This is a genomic window from Cohnella cholangitidis (assembly GCF_014107495.1).
In the GTDB taxonomy this organism is placed as follows: Bacteria; Bacillota; Bacilli; order Paenibacillales; family Paenibacillaceae; genus Cohnella; species Cohnella cholangitidis.
In genome coordinates this window covers 1,686,275-1,710,129 of the sequence record NZ_CP041969.1, presented here as the reverse complement: position 1 = coordinate 1,710,129, position 23,855 = coordinate 1,686,275, and the positions used below count along the sequence as shown (strand labels likewise).

Sequence of the window (23,855 nt, the reverse complement as noted above, 5' to 3'; positions counted from 1 at the left end):
GGGAATGAGTAACAAGGTATATGCAGGGATAGATCTCGGAGGAACGAAAATCCTTGCGGTTCTATTAGACGGGCAGGGGTCGCTCTTGGCGAAGTCCGAGATCGGCACGAATGCCCAAGAAGGCCCCGAAGCGGTAATGCAACGAATGATTTCTCTAATCAAAGAGTGTTTGCATACATCGCACGAGTTAGTCAGCATCGGCGTGGCGACCGCCGGCACGTTGAATGCGGAAGAGGGCATCGTGGCTTATGCTTCTAACTTGGGGTGGAGCAACGTTCCCTTGGGTAAAGTATTGTCCCAAGCTTTCGGAGTGCCGGTCAATCTGGAGAACGACGCGAACGCGGCGGCTTATGGGGAATGGGCGGTCGGAGCGGGACGCGGCACGAAGGATTGCGTCTATATTACCGTATCCACCGGTATCGGAGCCGGGATCATCAGCGGCGGAAAGCTAATCCGCGGCAGAGATTCAAGCGCGGGCGAGCTGGGCCATATTACGATCGACTGGAACGGCGCCAAGTGTCTATGCGGCAACGTCGGCTGCTTGGAGCTATACGCTTCCGGGACCGCGATCGGACGCCGGGCCGGGCAGTTGGCTGCCGAACTGCCGGAGGAAGGCGCGCCGTTGAAGGCCAAAGCGAACGGAAGCCCGATTAACTCCCGTCATGTAGCCGAAGCGGCAAAAGAGGGGGATGCCTTGTCCATCCGTGTTCTTCGAGAGGCGGGTCAAGCGCTCGGAGCGGGGATGGTCAGCATCATCCATGCCACGAATCCCGAATTGGTGATCATCGGCGGAGGCGCCGGTAGCATCGGCGCGCCGTTGCTGGATCCGATGCATGAAGCGATCGCCGATCGCGCCATCGGCACGATGGCTTCCGGCGTGAAGTTCGCTTCGCCGCTGCTGGGCAAGGATGCGGGCGCTATCGGGGCCGCTTTGCTTGTTAATGCTTAGTGAGAGTTAGTGGTTCAATAGGATATTATTCGATGACAATGGGGCTGTCCCAAAAGGAAATTTAGCTCGCTTTAAGGACAACTCGCACGCAAGAAAATCGATCAGTTTATAGAAATGGCGGCTATAGGGGTACTATTCCTGTGCCGCCATTTTGCGTTTTTGGTCTATTGCAGCTTTCTTCAACAGATTGTGGGCGAGCGAAAGCCACCCGACTTCTAGGCTTACTTTTGGCAAGCCTAGAAGCAGAAAACGCCGGAAACCCCGGTTGTTCTTCATTTGCCCAAACACACTTTCCGGTTCGATCATTCGCCTGACTGACAGCGAGTAGCCTTCCTCGCTCCGGAGTTTCTCCCGCACCTGCTCTTTGTAGCGCATATACTTGAGGCTGACGCTGACTTCCCTGTTCCCCTCGGTCTTCGTACATGCAGACCAGCTTCACATACTTCTCGTCTATAAGAAATTGCAAAACGGCCGTGAAGACCGACTCCAGAACGGATTTCATCCGCTCGGAACGGAAGCGATTAAGGGTGCGAAAATCCGGCTGCTGTCTTCCAGCAATCCACATGAACATGACGTTCTCGCGGACGGCTTTGGCAATGATGCGCTGCTTGTAGGCATAAATGAGCACTTTGGTAAGCATTTTAGGATGATAGCTGTCTCGACCACCGTCGGGGTATGCCGAAGCAAAGATACTGTCGTCTAGTCGATTGACCGCCGCATTCACGACGCGTACGAGGTGATATTGGGGGATGTCGTCCGCCAAGTCCATTGGCAGGCAAAGTTGGTCCATGGTATATTGAATGTACAAAGAAACCGTTCCTTTCGTAAATGGTTGGGTGGTACCTCCATTTTACCAAAAGACGGTTTCTTTTTGCGTTTCCAAAGGCTATTTTCTCGTCTCTATCGACAAAAAGAGAAGGGGGTGTATCTCGTGTAGGAGCGAAGCGTTTGCCTCCCTCAACGTGATCGTGTTTACTCGTATTTACTCGCTCATTCGCAGGATTTCATCCGTTACTTTGCAACGAATGATAATACGAAGTGTTTGGCTGGAGACAGTTAAGACATTGTGGTCATAGTGAAATAAGGGAAATGTGGTTTTTCCCATAGTCTTCCTTTTTATTGCACTACTCCACCGACATCCTTGAGGTTGTCCCTCCCATGTCTCAACGGGTCATTAGCCCTTACATTCCTTCGTAACACCTTTCAAGGGGATGGAGTCCGACAATGCTTTAAAAACGGGTCAGAGCCCTTTAGGCAAACGTAGTCGGTACTTCGTGCCTTTTTGGAATCCTGCGAATGAGCCAATAAGCGAGCTTTTTTATGCGATGTTCAGAACGCGGTTTACATTGTACGGTATGTTTTGTCGTGCCATTGCAACGAGTATGCGAGCGAGTTTCCCAATTAATCTCATGAGTGATTGCATGGCACTCATTTTCTTTACATGTTTGTTGTATTGATGCAGCGTCCGGAATTCTGGATTCACAGAAACCATGTTCATTACAGTCAAGAAGAGCGTTTTTCGAAGTTTGGGCCGGCCGCGCTTGGTCACCTTTACTTTGCCTTTTATCGTACCGGAACTATTTTCGGATAAGTGTAGACCAGCTAATCTTAACAATTGCCTTCCATGTTCGAATCGACGTAAATCACCTGCTTCGCTGTACAAGGTTGCTATGGTAATATCGCTGATTCCCGCTATTACTCGAAGAGAATTTGTCATTGGGATGTCTGAGATAAGTGTACTCATCTTTTCTTCTATCTTAGAGAGTTGCTGTTTGAACAGCTCCAGTTGCTTTAGGAGTAAATCGATACTGAGGCGAGCTTCTTCTAAGCAACCCGGTACCGCCGAAGTTCGCTTAGCACACTCAAGCAAAGTAACTGCTGTTGAATGATTTCCGGCGCGTTTAAGGTGTTGTTTCCAGCTTGCAACAATATCCTGTACCGTTAGCCCGCATAGGTCCGACGGAAGCGGAAATAAGGCTAAAGTTGCGAGAGCAGTTTTACAAGTCACGTCTTTAAATGCCAGATGAAACTCCGGAAAGTACATGTCCGTCCAACGGTGGATTTGATTAGTTACACTCGAGAACTGCTTCACTACAAACTCTCTACAAGTCGATAGTTGACGCAGAGCGCGATATTGATCCGGCAATAGGTGGAGTTCCGAGTAGTAACCGTTCTTTACCATGTCAGCAATGACAAGGGCATCTTTAATGTCATTCTTCGTTGGAGAGTTATCTCTGTTTTCTTTGTTACGTTTAACTTGAAGCGGATTGACGAGCACGAGTTCCATATGGTTTTCCTTAAGCCAAAAAGCTAAATTGAGCCAGTAATGTCCCGTTGGCTCTACCCCTAAAATAACGCGCGTTTTATTAAACTGAAGTTTGAGTGATTGAACCCATGCATGAAGTTTTTGAAAACCGTCTAAATCGTTAGAGAAGACAAGATGTTTTCCGCGTTCGATTCCGCGAAAGTCCGTAGCACGTGCAACATGGTTGAATTTTGCGATATCGATCCCGATGATAAGGTGGTCACCGGTAATTCTTTCAATGCGTTGATTTTGTTTCGCAGCATGTTTAAACTTCATAAGAAGAGCACCTTCCTTGTGATGTGTTAGGGTTGTCTAGGCCCCCCACCATTATCTTACGAAGGTGCTCGTTTTCTTTCAAACTCCAAAATTAGCGCCATACAGGAATGCTTTGAAATCGGGGGATGTCATTGTAAAACCTAATCCAAATCCCCTGATTTCAACAGCAACCGGAACGAGATACACCTCCGTAAAAACAAAGTCGATAGAAAGAAAGGGTGTCCCTTAGTCATTAACATGACTTTTGGGACAGTCCCATTCATATGATTTTGCAACTAGAATAAAAAGTGGACACCTCATAAGAGAATGCAGATAATTAACACAACAAAATGAAGAGGTGTCCGGCATGGGTGAGCATAGACAACGTTACAGCGACGAATTTAAGGAACAAGCAGTCAAGTACATTCAGGAACAAACGAAGACAATACCTCAAATTGCAGAGGAACTGAATGTACCGGTAGGCACATTGCATCAGTGGATGGCGAAGTACCGCAAGTTCGAGAACGAGCCGCTGGTAGATCGCGAGACAATCCGCCAGAAGGATGAGCAGCTTCTAGAGCAAGAGCGCCAGATCGAAGACCTCAAGGAGGAAATCGCCATCCTAAAAAAGGCCATGCACATCTTCAGCAAAGAAAGGAACTAAGGTTCCGGTTCATTGAAGATCATCGCTCCGAGTTTCGAATCGAGAAGATGTGCGTCGTTTTAGATGTATCGCGGAGCGGCTACTACAATTGGGTTCAAGAGAAAGCCGAACAAAATAGCTATCAGAAACGTCGTAAGGCACTACTGGCGCGTATTACATGGCTTTTTCTAGATTCCAAAAGACGTTACGGCAGCCCGAAAATCACGAAGCTACTGCGGGATGAAGGATGGACGGTTTCCGAGCGTTTGGTCGGCAAGCTCATGAGCGAAAACGCGCTTCGGTCATGCGTTTCTAAGAAGTTCCGTGTCACTACGACGGATTCCAATCACACGCTCCCTATTGCGCCAAATGTACTGAATCAGAATTTTAAGACAACGGCTCCGAACAAGGTTTGGGTAACGGACATTACTTACGTACCGTGCCGCGAAGGGCGCATGTATCTGGCAAGCATCATGGATCTTTACACGCGCAAAATCGTGGGCTGGAAGTTGGGTGACCGAATGACGACGGATTTAGTGCTAGCTGCGTTGGACCAAGCTTATAAGGCTCAAAAGCCCTCAAAAGGGCTAATACACCACTCCGATCGCGGCTCACAGTATGCCTCGGACGAATACCGCAAACGGCTAAAACAGTACAGAATGAAAGCCAGCATGAGCCGGAAAGGCAATTGCTACGACAACGCCTGCATCGAATCGTTCCATAGCGTGCTCAAGAAAGAGTTTATTTACTGTACGCGTTTCAGGACGAAAGTCCAAGCACAGCAAGAGATGTTCGAGTATATTGAGTTCTTTTATAATCGTAAAAGAATTCATGGTTCTTTAGGCTACGTTTCGCCGGATCGGTTCGAAGCCATGTACTACAAGATGTTGGGGTAACTTCGCTTAACGGGTGTCCACTTTCTTGACAGAGGTCCATTTGATGGTCAGAAATGTGCTATTGGCATGCTATAACGGTGCTCAACTCCGCTAATAAGGAGCTTAACAGGCTTTTTGCCGAAATAACGGTGCTCAACCCCGCTAATGCGGAGCTTAACAGGCTTTTTGCCGACACAAAACGGCTTCCACCACTCCCATACGGGCGGCGGAAGCCGTTTAACAGGCTTTTTGCCGAAATAACGGTGCTCAACTCCGCTAATGGGGAGCTTAACAGGCTTTTGCCGAAATAACGGTGCTCAATCCCGCTAATGGGGTGCAAGACAAAAAAACGATTTATGATTACCGCATATTGATTCGCCTGAACGGTCCCCAACCTGGGAGGGGGTACGAATCGTTGTTCTTTCCACCCGTTGCTAGAAGAGAAGAATCTTTGAGCAATGAAAAAGCGAACTGAAGATGAGGATTTACGTTGACCTAAGTGGCCGTTGCGAACGTCGCAACGGTGTTTTTTGCGCTCCCCAACCCCCGCTTTTCAGCAAACATTCAGCCCGGCTTCAGCTTCGCTTCATTTAATATTAAGCAGACAATCATTAACGCAATGTAAAGTTTCACTTGTAACGAAGATCAGAAAAGAGGTGCAAAACATTGAGGACCGACCTGAAGTACCGACACGAGCTTAAGTACTACATGAACCCATACCAGTATCAAGTCATGAAACGCCAGCTCAGACACCTGCTGCGGTTGGACAAGCACGCTGGAGCTGCGGGGGACTACCATATCCGAAGCTTGTACTTCGACGATATTGACAACAAGGCGCTTCACGAGAAGCTAGCCGGAGTCCGGGACCGCGAGAAGTACCGGATCAGAATTTATAACCGTTCCGACAAAGTCATTCACCTGGAGAAAAAAATCAAGTTCAACGATTACATCTCGAAGGTGAAGGAGCCGTTGACGAGGGAGATGTACGACTCCATCTTAGCCGGCGACTACGAATGTCTGAACGATCCGGCCAAACCTCTGCTTGCGGAAATGTATTACCAGATGAAAAACAAACTGCTGAGGCCGAAGGTCATCGTGGACTACGTGCGGGAAGCTTACGTATGCGGCGCGGGCAACGTCCGGATCACTTTCGACAAGCAGCTGAAGACCGGACTGAACCGGGTCGATATTTTCGACCCCCATCTCAGCATGATCAACGCGTTCGACGACGACATTACCGTGTTCGAAGTGAAATTCGACGAGTATTTGCCGGAATACGTGCGAACCGCGATCCAGACGGGCGGACTCGTCCGACAATCGAACTCGAAATACGTGTTATGCAAAAAACTCATTAAATTCAATTCCTGGGAGGACCAATAAAATGGATACGAATACGACAACGGCGGCAGAGGCGAAGACAACGTTCACCGACGTGATCAAAAAATCGGTGCTGGAAAATTTCTCGTCGGACATCGACATCACTAAAATTATCATTACATTAATGATTTCCTTTTTCGTCGGACTGTTCATCTACATCCTTTATAAGCGGATTTTCAGCGGCATTTTATACTCCAAAAGCTTCAACGTTTCGCTGATCGGCATGACATTGATTACTTCCATGGTCATTATCGCGATCAACTCGAACCTCGTGTTGTCTCTCGGCATGGTCGGCGCGCTCAGTATCGTGCGGTTCAGAACGCCGATCAAGGATCCGACGGATCTCATTTTCCTGTTCTGGGCGGCAGCCGCGGGTATCGTCACCGGTGCGGGATTTTACTCGTTGGCGATTATCGGTTCGGTGATCGTGGGTTTGGTTTTGTTCGTGTTCGTCAAAAAAGCTACGTTCGAAACGCCTTATCTGATGGTCGTTAACTGCGACGGCGATGCAAGCGAACAAGCGATTATGAAACAACTGAATACTCTGGTCAAACGATATAACGTCAAGCAAAAAACGGTAACGAACGACAACGTGGAAATGACGGTAGAAGTTAGGCTGAACGGGCAAGAAACCCGGTTCGTGAACCAAATTACGGAGCTGAGCGGAGTGAAGAACGCCGTTCTTATTAGCTACAGCGGCGATTACGTATCCCAATAACAGGAGGCGAGGACATGAGATCGCGCAAATCGTTTCCCCTCCTTGTCGGATTCTTTGCTTTGGCATTGGCCAGCAGCCTGATCTGGGATTTAAGCGCATCTGACAACGGAGCGGTGACTCAGGCGGCTTCCCTAACGGAAACGACGGAAAAAATCGAGCAGCAGGTGTTTCCGAAGGATAAAGTCGTGGACGTGAAAATCACGGTCGACGAGGATGACTTTCAGGACATGCTCGACAACGCATCCGCGGAAGAACTGAAAATGGCATCCGTCGAGTACAACGGCATTAAGATGGACAACATCGGAATTCGGACGAAAGGAAATCTGTCTTTGCGAAGCGTCGTATCCTCCGACTCGGACCGATACAGCTTTAAGCTCAGCTTCGATGAGTATATTTCCAGCCAAACGCTGTTCGGAATCAGCAAAATTAATCTGAACAACAACTACAGCGACACGACGTACATGCGGGAATTTCTGACTTACGAGCTCGCGGAGACGATGGGGTTGCCTACTCCGGAATACTCTTACGTCAATGTGTACGTGAACGGAGAGCTATGGGGCTTCTATCTGGCGATTGAACAGATCGGCGATGCGTATTTGGAACGCCACTTCGGAAATTCTTACGGAGCGTTGTACAAAGCGGAATTCGGCATGGGAGGAGGAGGCCCGAATGCCGGAGGCGGGATGGCTGGCGCTACGGGCTCGAACAATTCCAACGGCGGCGACCTGCTATGGCAAGGCGATGATCTGGATTCTTATGGAGCACTGGCCCGGAAGTCGAAGTCCTCGAACGACGATATTTTGCTCGATATGCTGGACGAATTAAACAATGGCTCCGATTATGAAAAAGTTCTGGACGTCGAAGAGTCGTTGAAGTATATCGCGTTGAACGCCGTAACGGTTAATATGGACAGCTACTTAGGCTCCAATAAGCAAAATTATTATTTGTACGAGGATGACGGGATATTTTCGGTATTGCCGTGGGACTACAATATGGCGTTCGGCGGCATGGGAAGCAGTTCGCAGGTGATGATCGACGAGCCGACGCAGGGAGCGGTGGCGGAACGGCCGCTAGTTTCTAAGCTATTGGCGGTCGAGGAGTATAAGGCGAAGTACCATGAGATCATTCAAAGCATGATCGACGGATATTTGGCGGACGATACTTTTGCCGCTCGGGTTACCGAGATCAAGGAGCTCATCTCTCCGTACGTCAAACAAGACCCGCGGCCTTTCTACACGTATGAGCAATATGAAAGCGCGGTGCCGCAGCTGGTTTCGTTTACGTCTAGCCGGGTAGCCAACGTGGCCGGTCAGCTAGACGGCTCGATCGCGTCGTCCGGAGACGGAAGCGGCAGCGGCGGCGGTATGGGCGGCGGATTTGGCGGAGGCGGAAGAGGCGGATTTGGCGGTTTCGGGGATAATGGAGCCGGAAGAACTCTGCCGGAGAACGGGCAGAATCGACAAGGCGGAGTCCAATCGCAGCAGGAAGATGGGCAGGCCAATGAAGTTCCGGCTACGCTAAGCGCTCAGACGCAGGAAGACATTGTGCTCGCGGCTATCGAGAACAACGGTTCGGCTGCTGCTGGCGAGGGGCAAGGAGACGGGCAAACTAACCAATCGGAGAACGGCCAGGCGCCGAACGAACAGGCGCAGAACGGACAAATGCCCGACGGACAGGTGCAGAACGGCCAAGCGCCGGATGGACAGGCGCAGAACGGACAAATGCCCAACGGACAGGTGCCGAACGGTCAAATGCCCGACGGACAGGCGCAGAACGGCCAAGCGCCGGATGGACAGGCGCAGAACGGACAAATGCCGGAAATACAAGGTGGAGGCGGATTTGGCGGAGGGTTCCCGGGAGGGTTCGGCGGCGGATTCGATCGGGGTCAAGGAGGAATGCCGGGCATGGGCGGAATGGGTGGCGCGCCAGGCACGGAAACGCAAGGCAGCTACAAAGTCGCTACCACTACGGCAATCTCATTAGTCATACTCATCCTAGCTGGACTATTCGTTATGTTGTACAAACGGAAACGGCTATAACGCGAAATGGTGATGATGAGATCCGTCTCTCTTCACCTTTCGTCGATTTTTACTTCAATCAGCGATCTAAGTGTAAAATCTACACGTAGTTTCATTGAAATCGCCTGCTTCCTCAATCTAAATGTAAATCATACAGCTAGTTGATGAGAAATTTCATTCGAATAAAAGATGAGGCTAAATTAGTTGCAGGTTTTACATTTAGTTACTTCAGTAAGTGAAATTAACCCCGACTAAACGTATGTTTTACACTTATGATTATCGGTTCTGTTGCTGCCTCACCAACACGAAAAAAACCCTCTTCGCCACGATGGCGAAGAGGGTTTTGACATTCGGCTATTAACCCTCAAGAAGCAGAGTTTCCGGATCTTCGAGCATTTCTTTGACTTTGACGAGGAATTGTACCGCTTCCGCTCCGTCTACGATTCTGTGGTCGTAGGAGAGGGCGATGTACATCATCGGACGGTTTTCCATGCGCTCGGCGTCGATGGCGACCGGACGAAGCTGGATTTTGTGCATGCCGAGAATACCTACTTGCGGCGCATTCAAGATCGGAGTCGACAGCAAGGAGCCGAATACGCCGCCGTTCGTGATCGTGAACGTTCCGCCTTGAAGCTCGGACAATTCCAGCGTATTGTTGCGGGCTTTACCGGCCAATTGAACGATCGTGCGCTCGATCTCGGCGAATCCGAGGCGGTCCGCTTCGCGAAGGACAGGAACGACTAGGCCTTCTTTCGCGGAAACCGCGATGCCGATGTCGTAATATTTTTTGACGATGATGTCTTCGCCGTTAATTTCGGCGTTCAGGTGAGGGAATGCCTTCAAAGCGCCAACGACGGCTTTGGTGAAGAAGGACATGAAGCCCAAGCCGACATCGTGTTTTTCTTTGAAGGAGTCCTTGCGGCGTTTACGAACTTCGAGAATGGCAGTCATGTCGACTTCGTTGAAAGTCGTGAGCATAGCCGCGGTTTGTTGCGCTTCTACTAACCGTTTCGCGATCGTTAGACGGCGGCGGGACATCCGCTTGCGCTCTTCCGGTTTGTTGGCGTTGGACGTCGGTTTGTCGACCGCGGCCGCTTTAGGCGCCGCTTGCGCAGCGGGAGCGCTTGGAGCAACCGTTCCGGCGGAAGCGACATCGTTGGCGTGAATGCGACCGATCGGATCGCGCGCGGGCAGCGTGCTAAGATCGATTCCTTTTTCCCGTGCCAGCTTGCGTGCAGCAGGCGTTGCCAACGTATCGTTGCCGCTGGAAGCAACTGCCGCAGGTTGAGCCGGAGCTGCAACCGGAGCCGGAGCCGCCGCAGGAGCAACAGGCGCGCTAACCACGGGAGTCGCAGGAACTGCAGGAGCAGCCGCTTGGCCGGCCGCGCCGATTCTGCCGACCGCTTCGCCGATTTTAACCGTATCGCCTTCGCTTGCCAGAATCTCGGTCACTACGCCGTCTTGTTCCGCGCTGATTTCCAGGTTTACTTTGTCCGTTTCCAATTCCAATAAGAGGTCGCCTTGTTTGACGCTGTCTCCGACTTTGACGATCCATTTCGAAACCGTGCCTTCCGTAATGGATTCGCCCATTGCTGGTACTATAATGTCATGCATTGCTGTTACCTCCCGGATTTAACTGCGGATTTCTTTTTCTGAAGCAAAGCTTGATTGATAATGAATTGCTGCTCGAAAGCGTGAATTTGCTGATAACCGCTCGCTGGGCTGGAGCGTTTAGGGCGTCCGTTGTAACCGACGGACGTTTTCGCCGTTTCGACTAGCTCGCGAATGCGAGGCTCCACGTAACTCCATGCGCCCATATTTTTCGGCTCTTCCTGAACCCACAGAACTTCGGTGAGGTTAGGGAAGCGGTCGATGATCGCTTTGAGTTCTTGTTTCGGGAACGGATAGAGCTGTTCGACGCGGACGATGTGCAGCCAATCGCGGTTAACGTCGGCCGTTTTGTCCAATTCTTCCGCCAAGTCAATCGCTACTTTACCGGTGCACAATACAAGTCTTTCCACGCGAGCAGGATTTTGTCCCAGTCCCGGTTGTTCCAGTACGGTTTGGAACGAACCTTCGCTTAGCAAGGAAGCCGGTGAAGCGACATAAGGATTACGGATCATGCTTTTAGGCGCCATTAGGACTAGAGGACGAGCGTCTTTCGTGTTCACGATGGACGCTTGGCGACGAAGCAGATGGAAATATTGCGCCGCGCTGGACAAATAAGCGACGGTCCAGTTTTCTTCCCCGGATAGCTGCAGGAATCTTTCCATTCTCGCGCTGGAGTGCTCGGGTCCTTGACCTTCGTATCCGTGCGGAAGCAGCATGACCAAACCGGAGCGCTGCGACCATTTGGATTTGCCGGCGGAAATAAATTGGTCGATGATGACTTGAGCGGCGTTCATGAAATCGCCGAATTGAGCTTCCCAGATGACCATAGTCTCGGGAGCGTATACGTTATAGCCGTATTCCAAGCCGAGCACGCCGGCTTCGGATAACGGGCTGTTGTGAATGGCGAAGGAAGCATTCGCTTCCGGCAACTCGTGAAGCGGGCAGAACGTTTCGCCCGTCTCGGAATCGTGAAGCACCAAATTCCGGTGAGCGAAGGTTGCTCTCTCCACGTCTTGTCCGCTCAGCCTCATTGGCGTACCGTCGGCCAGAATCGAAGCGAAAGCGAGCGTCTCCGCGTGGCTCCAGTCTACCTTCTCGCCGTCGTTAAGCGCGTCGGCGCGACGTTCGAGAATACGCTGCAGTTTGCCGTATACTTTGAACGTCTCCGGCCATTTGAGCAGGTTTTTGTTGATGCTGCGCAGCTTTTCCATCGGAACGGAAGTAGCCGGTTTGGCTTCTGCCGGATCGTAAACGGTAGGTTGGGACTGATGCACGGAATCTTTGTGCTCTTGTCCTTTGACTTGATCGTAAGCGGATTTCAGCTTGTTCTGAACGTCGCGCTTGATTTGCTCGGCCGCGTCCGCGGATAAGAACCCGTCCTTGACCAGTTTGTCCGCATAAAGGCGGCTAACAGTCGCATGGGCTCTAACCTTTTTGTAGATGAGCGGTTGAGTCGTTTCCGGATCGTCCGTCTCGTTATGGCCGTAACGGCGGTAACCGACCAGATCGATCAAGAAATCCTTTTTGAACAGCGTACGGTATTCACTCGCCATGCGAGCTGCCGCGATAACGGCTTCCGGCTCGTCGGCGTTAACGTGAATGATCGGAATCTCGAAGCCTTTGGCCAAGTCGCTGGCATAATGCGTGGAACGGGAGTCATGGCTTTCCGTCGTGAATCCGATCCGGTTATTGGCGATGATATGAATCGTTCCGCCGCTCGTATAGCCGCGCAGGTTGTTGAAGTTAAGCGTCTCGGCGACGATACCTTCACCCGAGAATGCGGCATCTCCGTGGATGACGATGGAAGCCGCCAAGTCCAGGTTTTGAACGGGGTAGCCCGGTTTGCTGCGATCTTCCTGCGCCGCGCGAGCGAATCCGCCTACGACGGGGTTCACGTATTCCAGATGGCTCGGGTTGTTGGCCAGCGTAATTCTGGTCTCGGCGGTTTCGCCGGATTGAATGGAACGATTTGCGCCTAGGTGGTATTTTACGTCTCCGGTCCAGCCGTAGTTGATGCCGATCGAACCTTCGGACGGAATAAGATTTTTGTTAGGCGAGTGATGGAACTCCGAGAAAATGTTGCCGTAAGGCTTGCCTAATACGTGAGCGAGCACGTTCAAGCGACCGCGATGCGCCATACCTATGGCAATGTGGCGTACTCCGTCGTTCGTGAGTTCGTGCACGATTTCGTCCGCAAGCGGAACAAGCGCTTCGATCCCTTCGGCGGAAAAACGTTTCTGGCCGACGAAAGTGCGCTGCAGGAAATCCTCGAATTGTTCGGCTTCGAGTAATTTTCTAAGCAAAGCTTCCTTTTCCGATACCAGCATCTTGGTAGACGGAATAACGGCTTCCGCGCGTTGGTTCAACCATTTGCGTTCTTCTTCCACGTGAACATGACCGAATTCGAAAGCGATCGGTCCCGTATACACCTCGCGAAGCTTCTGAGCGGCTTCCCAAGCGTCATTCAGCGTATATGGAGCGTCTTCCCAAATGCACTCGGGAGGCAATTGTTTCAAATCAGCTTCCGTTAACCCGTAAGTGCCCGGCTCAATCATCTCCGCGCTAGCTTTGAAGCTAAGGCCGAGAGGATCGATATCCGCGGCAAGATGGCCGAAAGCGCGTATATTCCAAGCCAGTTGGCCGGCTGCGATTGCTTTCTTCAGCAAATTCGTGTCCGTTGCGGCCGACACGCCTCTTGCTTGAGGTTGATCTTTAGTTCCCGGAACGATTGCCCCGAATTCCGAGCGGGGAGGAGCCCCGTATTGAGCGAATAGCTCGCGGTATTGCGGGCTTACCGAATCTGCGTCTTGCAAGTAGATATCGTATTGCTCTTGGATGTAGCCTAGATTAGGACCGAAAAACTGCTGCCATAGTCCTTGCATTTTTTCATTGTCATCAGACATTGTGCATCCCTCTGCATTCATGTTAGTCATCCTTCGGTGCCGATTATGTAGCTGTGCGCACCTGTTTCCATTCTAATGCATTTTTATGTTCGGAAATAGACATTATTATGCATAGGAATGATCTACATAATAGATCGATCAGCGAATTCCTTCATTAAAGATTAGATTGCGCCATTTAAGCTCATTTGACTCTTAATTTTGCGTACTGATTTTATTCGGCGAGCTTCAAAAACTGGATGATTGTGTAAAAAAATAGAGAGTGTTATATTGGAAATGAGGAGTCTATTGAGGATAAGGAGGTTGATTGGATGTTATATTCCGCTCAGGCCGTCGGCAGAACCGTACCTCCAATTTCGCCATTTATCTATTCGCCGTTCAGCCAGTCCGCATATCGGCAACCGGCGAATTCGTGGCTGAATTCTTATCCGAATCCTTTTGAACGGATAGTCAAGTCGGCCGCAAAGGATATTGCGGGTTTCTTGTCTTCTACGCAGGCCGTCCAATCGTCGGCGAAGAGCTTGCTGCAGCTAATGACGTCGTCCTTGCAAGAGAGAGTCGCATCGTCGTCTAATCCGGAAGCCGTTAAGGCATCCGCGAAGAACGGCGCGGCGTTCAATAAATATCAAATCAAAGTCCATTCCGTGGCCGAATCTCAAGTCAATGGCGGAATCGATCTGAAGAAAGACAACTTAACCTCGATGCAGAACGGTGCCAATCGCTTCAAGATCGCTTTCGGTGATAAGGCGACATCGATAACGGCGCACATTTCCGCTACGGATACGAATGAACAGGCGTTATATAAATTAAGAAACGCGATCAATGATGCCAAAGCGGGCGTTACGGCAAGCGTTGCGGTCGATTCGGAGACGGGAAACGCGAGATTGGTACTGAAGGGCGATCGAACCGGGACGGAACAAGCTTACGCCGTTGAAGACGAAGCAGGCAACGCGGCGGCATCGACCGGCATGTCTAACGTAACTTCGGCGGCTGCTAACGCCTCGTATACGGTGAACGGCGGAGAAATCCGTACCTCCCAAACGAATGCAGTCGAGCTTGAGAAAGGCAAGGTTACCGCGACGCTGGTTAAATCTTCGGCCGATGCGATCGATATCGAAGTACGGCCGGATGCGAAAAAAGCCGTTGAGCAGGTTGGAGAGTTAATCTCAAGCTACAATGCGATGAGGGATAAATTAAACGAAGCGGGCAAGTACATTAGCCCGGCGGTCAAAGCTAGCTTGGACAAGGCAGCGAGTTCTTATTCCAATGAAGCGATCGGGATCAGGCAGAACGCCGACGGAACGCTTCGATTGGACGAAGCGGCATTCGAGAAAAGCTTGAACGCGAACTTCGGGCAAGCGAGCAAATCGATCGGAGGCCGCGGCGGATTGGCCGACCGGCTGCTGAAGCGACGGAACGCTTCAACGATGCCTCCGCCAGCAGCTTAGTGAATAAACAGTTGCATGCGATGCAGCAATACGCGACTTACCAGTCGTCGATGCAAACGTATTTGCCTTTTCCGACGACCGGATTGCTGGTCAATCAAATTTTCTAAATAAAAGCAAAGCCCGCGGAATTCCGCGGGCTTTGTTTTTTTAACGAAGGGATGCTAAATCCATCATAGGAACGAGCTCTTCGTCCATGGCGCGTTGCAGTAAAGTCGTTATGGCCGCGAAGCCATCATCGCCCAAGTCGGCCGTAAAATCGTTCACGTACAGGTCGATATGGGATTGGGCTACGCTCGGGTCCATCTCTTGCGCGTGTTCCAGCACGTACGCTCTGGAAGCTTCCGGGTGTTGCCAGGCATATTCGACGGAAGCTTGAATCCATTCGCGAATGGCGGATAGATCGAGCGAGCGGCGAGCGATGATCGCGCCGAGAGGAATCGGGAGGCCGGTATCGCTCTCCCACCAGTTGCCCAAGTCGACGACCTGGGAGAGACCGTAGTTCTGGTAAGTAAAGCGGGCTTCGTGGATGACCAAGCCCGCATCGATCAGCCCGTCGCGCACGGCCGGCATGATTTCATGGAAGGGCATGACGACGATTTCGCCGACGCCGCCCGGAACGTTCTGCGCGGCCCATAGCCGGAACAGCAAATAAGCCGTCGAGCGTTCGCTGGGAACGGCGACCCTTTTGCCCGAGAGGAGGGAAGCATCCTGCGATTTTCCTCCGCTGCCGCCTGAGGTCAGAACGAGCGGGCCGCATCCCCGGCCAAGGGCTCCGCCGCAAGGGACGAGCTTATATTCGGGAGCGATCCATGGCAGGGCGGCATATGAAATTTTCATGATATCGAGCTCGTTCGGGCTGGCCGACAGGGTATTCGTAATATCGATATCCGCATAAGTAACATCGAAAGATGGCGTACCCGGAATAAGGCCATGGACTAGCGCATGGAAGACGAAAGTATCGTTGGGACAAGGCGAGTATGCGATTTTCATGATGTAATGACCTCCAAAAGATGAGCGCTAGCCGATTCCAACGCGGCAAGAGCGTCTCCGATTCGCCAAGCGGCTTTGTCGCGCGGCCCGACCGCGTTCGATATGGCGCGTATTTCAATGAAAGGAATGCCGCGGCGATGGGCCGCTTCGGCGACTCCGTAGCCTTCCATCGCTTCGGCGGCAGCGCCCGGAATGCGGTCGGCCAACCGCGCCGCGGTTTCGGCAGTACCCGTAACCGTGGATAGAGTAAGAATCGGGCCGCAATGGGCGATAATGCCTCCGGTTCGTAGAGCTTCGGTTAACCGTGCGGATAAATTCTCTTCGACGGTCAACCGATTCGTGCCGAAGCCTAGCTTGTCCACCCCGGCGAATCCGTCGGACGTCTCCGCTCCTAGATCCGCGGCGTGCACCTCGCTGGCCACGACGATCGTGCCGATCTCGGCTTGTCCGGCGAATCCCCCTCCAATACCTGCGCTTACAACCAGATCATATTTATTCGATTCCGTCGCTAAAGCTATTGCCGTGCTTACGGCGGCCGCGACCGGGCCAACGCCCGCGGAGATGACCTCAAATCGCCGATCGCCGCGAACTCCTCGAAGCACCGCTTCTTTTTCCGCATCGACAGCGGTCATGATCAGAATTTTGTTCACTTTCCTAATCCCCTTTAAGTTGGGCATGAATGAAACCTGCTTAATTAATTATAGTGCCGATCTCCCCGCGAGTAAAATAACCAGGGCAATTGGTTCGAGTCCAGTCGCCATCGCCATACAATAACTTATGCAGAGCAGCAAGTATGGCAGAGGTGATCGCCGTGACCATGATGAGCACGATCTCCAAGTGGGATGAACTGAGCTTTCAGAACCTGTCGGAAAGTCGTTTGAGCATTCACCATGTACTCGATCGAATTCTGCATTTTATCGGGCAAGACCCCAGTAGCGCCTATCAATTCGTAATCGGCACGGACAGTCAAGTGCATCGAGGGCACACCAAATTCGTTACGGGAATCGTCATCCATCGAATCGGCAGAGGCGCTTGGGCTTGTTATCGCCAATTGGCCCTTCCGAGACAGCTATCCTCGATTAGAGAGAAGCTGACGCTAGAAACGTCCTTCTCCCAGAGGGTTGCCGGGTACTTCGATGCCTGCGTAGTCGGTCAGATGGAGGATCTGCTCATGCCGCACGTCTATCAAGGGGCGACCCTTGAAACCTATATCGACATCGACGCGGGAACGGAACCTGTCGTCAACCAGACGGCGTTATACGTTCAAGAGATGATGGATCGAATAGAATCCATGGGTTTGTACGCCCCAAGAGTCAAGCCGGATGCATGCGTGGCTTCCTCTTACGCGAACCGGTTCACGAAAAACCGCATGGTATTGTAACGAAGAAGCGCGCGGCTACGATCAGCCGCGCGCTTCCATCGCTTAACTTAAGAATCGTTGTTTCTCCATTCCGACGGCGACACCTTCTTCAGCTTCTTGAACATTCTGCTGAAGTAGTAGATGTCGTTAAAGCCCGTCGCGAGCGCGATTTCCGAAATATTCATGCGTTTGCCGCGCAGCATGGCCTCCGACTTGTTGATCCGGACAAGGTTGATGTAATCGACTAACGATTTGTCCGTCACCTGCTTGAACAACCTGCTGAAATGGAAGCGGCTCAAACCGGCGAGGCCGGCAAGCTGCTGCACGGTAAGCTTGTCCCGATAATGCTCGTCGATATAGGTTAGGACGGGCGCGAGGCGTTCGAGCTCCTTGAGCTTGAGCCGGTATTCGTCGAGCTCCGTCAGCGTAGCCAGATAATGGCGAACGAGAAGCGTGAGCAGCCGGTAAAGATGCGATTTGATGGAGAGCTCGTAGCCGAGCTCCTTGTTTTCCAGTTCCTTAACGATAGCGAGCAGGCATTGATTGATGTCCTCATCCCCGGATATTCGGTTTTGAAATAATATCCGGTTTTTGGCGATCGGCGTAATGTACTTCGTTTCTACGGCGTCGACCGTATGGCTATGGAGCAAAGAGACGTCGACGATCATCGCATAAAAGGATAAATCTTCGGAGTCGCATACGCCATAATGAAGCTCGTTGCTATTCACCACGCAGAGGTCTCCGGCTTCAAAAGAAATAGGGACCGAGCTGCATTCGATAGTGGCCTTGCCCGCAACGAAAAACAGGAACTCCAAATGTTCGTGCCAGTGATGCGAGAACAAAGTTTCGCCAACGGCCATCGCTTGGGTATGGCGAGGATGGATTTTAATAGGGAAGGATGCGTCGGGCATCGGCATCGGTTCGCGCAGAGAGGCGATTTTGTCCAAGGGATTCCCTCCAATGGTAGCACGATCGTACAAAATAACAGCATGCTTTTGCATGGTAACGCCAGTTAATCTCATTATAATACGAATTGAGAACAAAAGTGAGCATAGGGAGTGTTCAAAGTGAAACAGATTCGAATCGGCGTCATCGGTACAGGTTCTATTTCAGAAATGCATTTGAATGCGTATTCACGCAATCCCGATGCGGCAATCGCCGCAATCTGCGACGTGAACGAAACTAGGGCTCGCCAAGTCGCCGAGAAGTACGGAGCGGACAAAACTTACACCGATTATCGGGAACTCGTAGCGGACCCGGACATCGACGCGGTGAGCATCTGCACTTGGAACAATACCCATGCGCCGATCAGCATTGCCGCTCTCCGGGCAGGCAAACACGTACTCGTGGAAAAGCCGCTCTGCCGTACGGTAGAGGAAGCATTGGAGGTCGAACGGACGGTTCGCGCTTCGGGCAAGCTTCTTCAAGTCGGAGTCGTTCGCAGGTACGACAACAACGTGCAAATGATACGCGAATTCGCGGATAACGGGGAGTTCGGCGACCTTTACTACGCCAAAGCGTCCATGATTCGTCGCCATGGCAATCCCGGCGGTTGGTTCGCCGACGTAGAACGTTCGGGCGGTGGGCCGCTAATCGATATCGGCGTTCATGTCATCGACCTCTGCTGGTATCTGATGGGCCGGCCGAAAGCGGTAACGGTCAGCGCAAATACGTATAAGAAGCTGGGCAATCGCGCCAACATTCAGCACTTGTCCCATTATAAAGCGGCGGACTACGACGCCGCGAAAAATACGGTCGAAGATATGGCTAACGCGATTATCCGATTCGAGAACGGCGCATCTCTAATGGTTGACGTGAGTTACTCCCTGCATGCCAAGCAGGATGAAGGATACGTGAAGCTCTACGGGGAGAAAGGCGGATTCGAGATCGATCCGGCCATCGCCATCGTGACGGAGAAGCACAATACGATCTTGAACATTCAACCGCAGACGGATAACCAGGCCGGCTTCCAATTCGATTCCGCTTTCCAGAACGAGATCGATCATTTCGTCGATTGCGTTGCGAAAGGCGCTAAACCGATAAGTCCGGTGGAAGACGGCGTAGAGATGATGAAGATTCTGTGCGCGATCTACGAATCCGCGGCCAAAGGCGGGGAGATTCGGCTATGAAGCTAGGGGTCAGCAGTTATTGTTTCTGGCAGGACATGCAAGCGGGCAGGATGGATATCATGCAGGCCATCGGCAAGATCGCCGAGATGGGCGGAGTGCATGTAGAGATCGTGCCGCTCGGTTTCGATCTGGCGCACAACCCCGAACTGATCGGAGCCATTACGAAAAAAGCATCAGAGGTCGGAATCGAGATTTCCAACTATGCGATCGGCGCTAATTTCGCGGGGTTGGATGACCGGGCATACGAGATGGAGATCGAGCGAGTGAAGCGGGAGGTCGACATCGCGGTCGGGCTTGGCGTTAAGCTGATGCGCCACGACGTTGCGAATTCCGCGGACAGATCGATACGGCAATTCGCGAAGGATCTTCCTAGGCTAGCCGAGGCTTGCCGCAGGATCGCCGACTACGCGGCGCAATACGGCATTACGACAAGCGTGGAAAATCACGGTTATTATATTCAGGCGAGCGATCGGGTACAGGCGTTAATCAACGAAGTCGACAGAAGCAATTTCCGGACGACGCTCGATATCGGAAATTTCGTATGCGTCGACGAGAATCCGGTCGTAGCCGTTCGCAACAATATTTCCTATGCTTCCATCGTGCACGTCAAGGACTTCTATATTCGGCCGGAAGCTTCCGATCCGGGAGAAGGCTGGTTCAAATCGAACGGCGGTTCCTACTTGAGAGGAGCGATCGTCGGTCACGGCGATCTCGATATTCGCTCTGCGCTGCGAATCGTGAGGGATTCCGGTTATGAAGGTTACTTGTCCGTCGAATTCGAAGGGATGGAGCCTTGCGTGAACGCAACGAAGCTGGCGTTTAATAACGTTAGGCGGTTATGGGAGCAGGTCAATTCTAATTAAAGGAGCGTGATAGAGATGTCGGGAACGATTCAGCCTTGGAAAATCGGCGTCATCGTGGACAGCTTTCGGGTCGGAGTTCGCGAGGGGCTTATTAAAGCCAAAAACGTAGGAGCCGATGGAGTACAAATCTATGCCGTCAAGGGAGAGATGGATCCTTCGAATCTATCGTCTGCCGCGCGGAAAGAATGGAAATCCTATATCGAGTCGCTAGGCTTACAGATTTCGGCCCTCGTAGGCGACCTTGGCGGTCATGGCTTTCAGGATAAGCGCGAGAACGCGGCGAAAGTCGAGAAGTCGAAACGAATTCTCGATTTGGCGGTAGAGTTAGGCACGAACGTCGTCACGACCCATATCGGGATCGTGCCCGAAGACCGGAACAGCGAAATCTATGAAACGATGCATCTCGCCTGCGATGAATTGAGCCGTTACGCCACGAGCATGAACGCGTATTTCGCCATCGAGACGGGACCGGAGACAGCCGTTCGGCTGAGGGGGTTCCTCGACGGGCTTAGCTCCAAAGGCGTGTCGGTCAATTTCGATCCGGCTAACATGGTTATGGTAACCGGCGACGATCCTGCCCAAGGCGTATACACGCTTAAGGATTATATCGTTCATACCCACGCGAAGGACGGAATCCGTCTCCGCGAAGTGGACCCGCGGACGATATACGGCGCGCTCGGCTTCGAGCCCCTTGATCATGACAAGCTGGCGGAGCAGGCCGAATCCGGCGATGCGTTCAGGGAAGTGCCGTTAGGCGAAGGCGGCGTCGACTGGGACCGATATTTGAATGCCCTTCGAGATATCGGGTATAATGGGTATCTGACGATCGAACGCGAAGTAGGAACGAACCCCGAAGCGGATATCGCTACGGCGGTACAGTTCCTTAAAGGCAAATAATAGAATCAATCGGACGGGAGCGCGGAGAAGCGCTCTCGTTTTCCGATTGTCGGAGGGAGGGCTAACCTGCTATGACGCAGCAACCTATTAATGCGGCTCGTTGTCCACTTTGCGGGGAGGACAATCGTTGCGGTAATTTAGCGGGCTTGCCGCATGGGGCTTGTTGGTGCAGCCGGATTGATTTTCCGCGCGACATCCTTAAGCGGATTCCCGACGAACGGCGGGGGAAAGCGTGCGTATGCCAATCCTGCGTCGAGAAGTTCGTTTCCGATGCGCGGTAAAATATGTGTTATACTAGTTTTTAATAGTCGATAAGCTTCTATTAAACGGAGAGTGTTGATATGATTTTTTCCCGCGACCTGTCTATTCTTAATGTTATGGAACCCATCGTCAGCAACCTATTCGAGGATAATTACGTGAAAACCGGAGCCTTGAAATGCGATTGCGACAAATGCCAGATCGATATCATTTTGCTGACCTTGAATCATGTGCCTCCTCACTATACGTCCAGTCAAGCCGGAGAAGCATACATCAAGGCCCTTTATCTTGATCCGCAGCTTCAATCCGATGTCCTAAGGGAAATCACGAATGCCGTTAAAGTGATCGAAGAGCGGCCGAATCATTAGAATAGAAGATCATGAGACAGTAAAAATTCACCCATTCACAAGATGAGGTGATTTTTTTGTATGAGCGCATTGCCGGCAGGGACTGTTTCTACTGTTCCCGCCAATGTGTTACAGTAATATCGTTCTATCTCCGATGGAAGGTGTGGCCGACTTGATCAAGCTTGGACGCCTAAATACGCTGCGCAATCAAATTTTTATCGGTTTCCTGCTGGTTATGATAATCGTATTGGCCTTAGCCGGCGTATTCACTTACGATAGGGTGTCCGTCTTACTGCGCAACAGCGCGGAACGGCATATCCAGCAAACCGCAATCCAAGCGACGGGTAAGCTGGAGGAGCTGCTGCGGCAGATCGATACGCTTACGGCGCAGATCGCGACGAACGGTTCGGTACAGCGGTTGCTCATTCAGGAGTCGAACGGCAAGCCGGCCACCTTCGGAGAACGCCAATCGATTCAGCATATCGCGGGCAACTATCAGGCTTATGCGAACGGCATTCGCTCTTTAGAGCTCTATACGACCGATTACAGACGACTGTTCCCACTCGACGACTTCAGTCTGAATAGTCGGATATCCGCCGATTGGATCAACAGAGTAGACCATATGAAGGGCGGTCTCGTCTGGTTCGGACTTGATCCGAATGATTCGGATACGGTCGTTGCGGTTCGAAGCGTCCGGATTATCGACCGTTCGTTCTCGCACGGGGGTTATTTAATGGTTCGGATCGAGAGAAGCTATTTCGAGTTGACCGACTCGGCGGCCGATTCCCGGGAATTAATGGTGCTGCAGGACGGCGCGGGCCGGACGCTCGCTTCAGGCTTTCCGCCCGCTTCCGATGTGGAGGCGGTGCTCGCCCGAGGAGAAGATACCATCGAGATCGACGGAGAGCAATATATCGCCGTCCGGCAGCGATCGGAATCTACGGGGTGGACGCTCTCCATTCTGACTCCCGTCGATTATTCGACGGAGGGCATTTCCGTGCTTCGAACGGTCATCGTCGTTACCGGAGTTACCGGCGGTTTGCTGTTCCTGATCCTGACTTTTATTTTATCGACGATGATCACCCGACCGATCCTGAATCTGATGAAGGCGATGCGCGGAGCCCGTCTCGGCTCTCTTAAGCCGAATCCGAAAACGTCCGCGACGATGGAAATCAACGAGCTTAATCATACGTATAACCAGATGGTCGATTATCTTAACGAACTGATCGAGGTCGTTTACCAGAAAGAAATCACCCAAAGCCGAACGGAGCTTAAAGCGCTGCAGGCTCAGATTAATCCGCACTTTTTGTTTAATACGCTGGAAGCGCTCTATTGGGCATTAGAGGACAAAGGGGAGGACGAGCTGGCGCATATCGTCATCGCGATGTCCGGTTTATTCCGTTACGTGATCAGCCGGCCGGACGAGGATGAATGGGTTACGATCGGAGACGAATTGGACCATGCCGAGAGGTATTTGCAGATCATGGAGATGCGAATGGTCGATCGTCTGACTTGGACAATCGAGGCGGACGATGCCAGCCGGAGCGTGCCGATTCCAAAGCTTCTCATCCAGCCTCTCGTAGAGAACGCGGTACTTCACGGCATTGAGCAGAAGATCGGACCCGGAACGGTCGTCATTCGGGTCGAACCGTCGGATCGGCCGGGATACTCAACCGTATCCATCATCGACGATGGACCCGGCATGGATGATCCGACGCTGAATGATTTGCGCGAAGCGATGACGGAAGGGCGGTCGGTTTCCTCGAAGGGATCGGGCGTTGGTCTTGCCAACGTGCAGCAGAGGCTCGAATTGTACTATGAATCGATGGCGAGCGGTCTGGAAATCGGAAGCGCGAAAGGCGAAGGAGCTATCTTCAGCTTCGAAATCCCTAGCGAGTATGGAGGACATTAG

At 51.9% G+C, this 23,855-nt stretch carries 20 protein-coding genes and 1 pseudogene; 14 read left to right on the top strand and 7 right to left on the bottom strand.

Translation table 11 applies throughout. The features are described from left to right. Positions 1–4: 4 nt before the first annotated feature. Entirely contained in the window at positions 5–949 is a 945-nt protein-coding gene (locus tag FPL14_RS08395) for an ROK family protein (protein ID WP_182302560.1), read from the top strand. A gap of 132 nt (positions 950–1,081) precedes the next feature. Here FPL14_RS08395 and FPL14_RS30925 read toward each other — a convergent pair. Continuing rightward, positions 1,082–1,757: pseudogene (locus FPL14_RS30925) on the bottom strand (transposase). Positions 1,758–2,267: 510 nt separating this feature from the next. Further along, the gene (locus FPL14_RS08385) at positions 2,268–3,530 is read right to left on the bottom strand and encodes an IS110 family RNA-guided transposase (protein WP_182298978.1); all 1,263 of its coding nucleotides are present in this window, start codon (positions 3,528–3,530) and stop codon (positions 2,268–2,270) included. A 346-nt stretch (positions 3,531–3,876) separates the two neighbouring features. On the opposite strand from FPL14_RS08385, the gene FPL14_RS29540 reads away from it, so the two are divergent. From FPL14_RS29540 to FPL14_RS08365, 5 genes are all read left to right on the top strand, one after another. Continuing rightward, entirely contained in the window at positions 3,877–4,173 is a 297-nt protein-coding gene (locus FPL14_RS29540) for a transposase (RefSeq protein WP_220471186.1), read from the top strand. A gap of 11 nt (positions 4,174–4,184) precedes the next feature. Then, positions 4,185–5,048, top strand: coding sequence for an IS3 family transposase (locus FPL14_RS08380; protein WP_229263952.1), 864 nt, complete (start codon positions 4,185–4,187; stop codon positions 5,046–5,048). Between the two features lie 645 nt (positions 5,049–5,693). Continuing rightward, positions 5,694–6,407: a polyphosphate polymerase domain-containing protein gene (locus FPL14_RS08375; RefSeq protein ID WP_182302559.1), complete on the top strand. Its 714-nt coding sequence runs from the start codon at positions 5,694–5,696 to the stop codon at positions 6,405–6,407. Between the two features lies 1 nt (position 6,408). After that, positions 6,409–7,122, top strand: a complete 714-nt coding sequence (locus FPL14_RS08370; RefSeq protein ID WP_182302558.1) for a DUF4956 domain-containing protein — start codon at positions 6,409–6,411, stop codon at positions 7,120–7,122. A 14-nt stretch (positions 7,123–7,136) separates the two neighbouring features. Continuing rightward, positions 7,137–9,161: a CotH kinase family protein gene (locus FPL14_RS08365; RefSeq protein WP_182302557.1), complete on the top strand. Its 2,025-nt coding sequence runs from the start codon at positions 7,137–7,139 to the stop codon at positions 9,159–9,161. Between the two features lie 336 nt (positions 9,162–9,497). On the opposite strand, the gene odhB is transcribed toward FPL14_RS08365, so the two are convergent. Beyond that, complete coding sequence (gene odhB / locus FPL14_RS08360) at positions 9,498–10,754, bottom strand: 2-oxoglutarate dehydrogenase complex dihydrolipoyllysine-residue succinyltransferase (protein WP_182302556.1); 1,257 nt, start codon at positions 10,752–10,754, stop codon at positions 9,498–9,500. 5 nt (positions 10,755–10,759) lie between these two features. After that, entirely contained in the window at positions 10,760–13,654 is a 2,895-nt protein-coding gene (locus FPL14_RS08355) for a 2-oxoglutarate dehydrogenase E1 component (RefSeq protein WP_182302555.1), read from the bottom strand. A 308-nt stretch (positions 13,655–13,962) separates the two neighbouring features. Here FPL14_RS08355 and fliD point away from each other — a divergent pair, with 308 nt between their 5' ends. Further along, positions 13,963–15,099: a flagellar filament capping protein FliD gene (gene fliD, locus FPL14_RS08350; protein WP_182302554.1), complete on the top strand. Its 1,137-nt coding sequence runs from the start codon at positions 13,963–13,965 to the stop codon at positions 15,097–15,099. 147 nt (positions 15,100–15,246) lie between these two features. Here the strand turns inward: fliD and FPL14_RS08345 are convergent, their stop codons facing one another. Beyond that, the gene (locus FPL14_RS08345; RefSeq protein ID WP_182302553.1) at positions 15,247–16,089 is read right to left on the bottom strand and encodes a 1,4-dihydroxy-6-naphtoate synthase; all 843 of its coding nucleotides are present in this window, start codon (positions 16,087–16,089) and stop codon (positions 15,247–15,249) included. Then, the gene (locus FPL14_RS08340; RefSeq protein WP_182302552.1) at positions 16,086–16,766 is read right to left on the bottom strand and encodes a futalosine hydrolase; all 681 of its coding nucleotides are present in this window, start codon (positions 16,764–16,766) and stop codon (positions 16,086–16,088) included. Before FPL14_RS08340 ends, FPL14_RS08345 begins: the two co-directional genes overlap by 4 nt. 116 nt (positions 16,767–16,882) lie before the next feature. Here FPL14_RS08340 and FPL14_RS08335 point away from each other — a divergent pair, with 116 nt between their 5' ends. Beyond that, positions 16,883–17,470 (top strand): ribonuclease H-like YkuK family protein, encoded by a 588-nt coding sequence (locus tag FPL14_RS08335; RefSeq protein ID WP_229263840.1) that lies wholly within the window; start codon positions 16,883–16,885, stop codon positions 17,468–17,470. Between the two features lie 47 nt (positions 17,471–17,517). Here the strand turns inward: FPL14_RS08335 and FPL14_RS08330 are convergent, their stop codons facing one another. Further along, entirely contained in the window at positions 17,518–18,396 is an 879-nt protein-coding gene (locus tag FPL14_RS08330; protein WP_182302551.1) for a helix-turn-helix domain-containing protein, read from the bottom strand. 120 nt (positions 18,397–18,516) lie between these two features. Here FPL14_RS08330 and FPL14_RS08325 point away from each other — a divergent pair, with 120 nt between their 5' ends. The 6 genes from FPL14_RS08325 to FPL14_RS08300 all read left to right on the top strand — a co-directional run bounded on the left by FPL14_RS08325 (position 18,517) and on the right by FPL14_RS08300 (position 23,855). Next, the gene (locus FPL14_RS08325; RefSeq protein ID WP_182302550.1) at positions 18,517–19,578 is read left to right on the top strand and encodes a Gfo/Idh/MocA family protein; all 1,062 of its coding nucleotides are present in this window, start codon (positions 18,517–18,519) and stop codon (positions 19,576–19,578) included. Beyond that, entirely contained in the window at positions 19,575–20,441 is an 867-nt protein-coding gene (locus FPL14_RS08320) for a sugar phosphate isomerase/epimerase family protein (RefSeq protein WP_182302549.1), read from the top strand. Before FPL14_RS08325 ends, FPL14_RS08320 begins: the two co-directional genes overlap by 4 nt. Before the next feature lie 15 nt (positions 20,442–20,456). Next, complete coding sequence (locus tag FPL14_RS08315; protein ID WP_182302548.1) at positions 20,457–21,338, top strand: sugar phosphate isomerase/epimerase family protein; 882 nt, start codon at positions 20,457–20,459, stop codon at positions 21,336–21,338. 71 nt (positions 21,339–21,409) lie between these two features. Next, positions 21,410–21,619 carry a cysteine-rich CWC family protein gene (locus tag FPL14_RS08310; RefSeq protein WP_182302547.1) on the top strand — a complete coding sequence of 70 codons (210 nt, stop codon included), beginning with the start codon at positions 21,410–21,412 and terminating at the stop codon, positions 21,617–21,619. 60 nt (positions 21,620–21,679) lie between these two features. Next, positions 21,680–21,964 (top strand): late competence development ComFB family protein, encoded by a 285-nt coding sequence (locus FPL14_RS08305; protein ID WP_182302546.1) that lies wholly within the window; start codon positions 21,680–21,682, stop codon positions 21,962–21,964. 151 nt (positions 21,965–22,115) lie between these two features. Then, a complete protein-coding gene (locus FPL14_RS08300) occupies positions 22,116–23,855 on the top strand; it encodes a sensor histidine kinase (RefSeq protein WP_182302545.1) in 1,740 nt (579 codons plus the stop codon).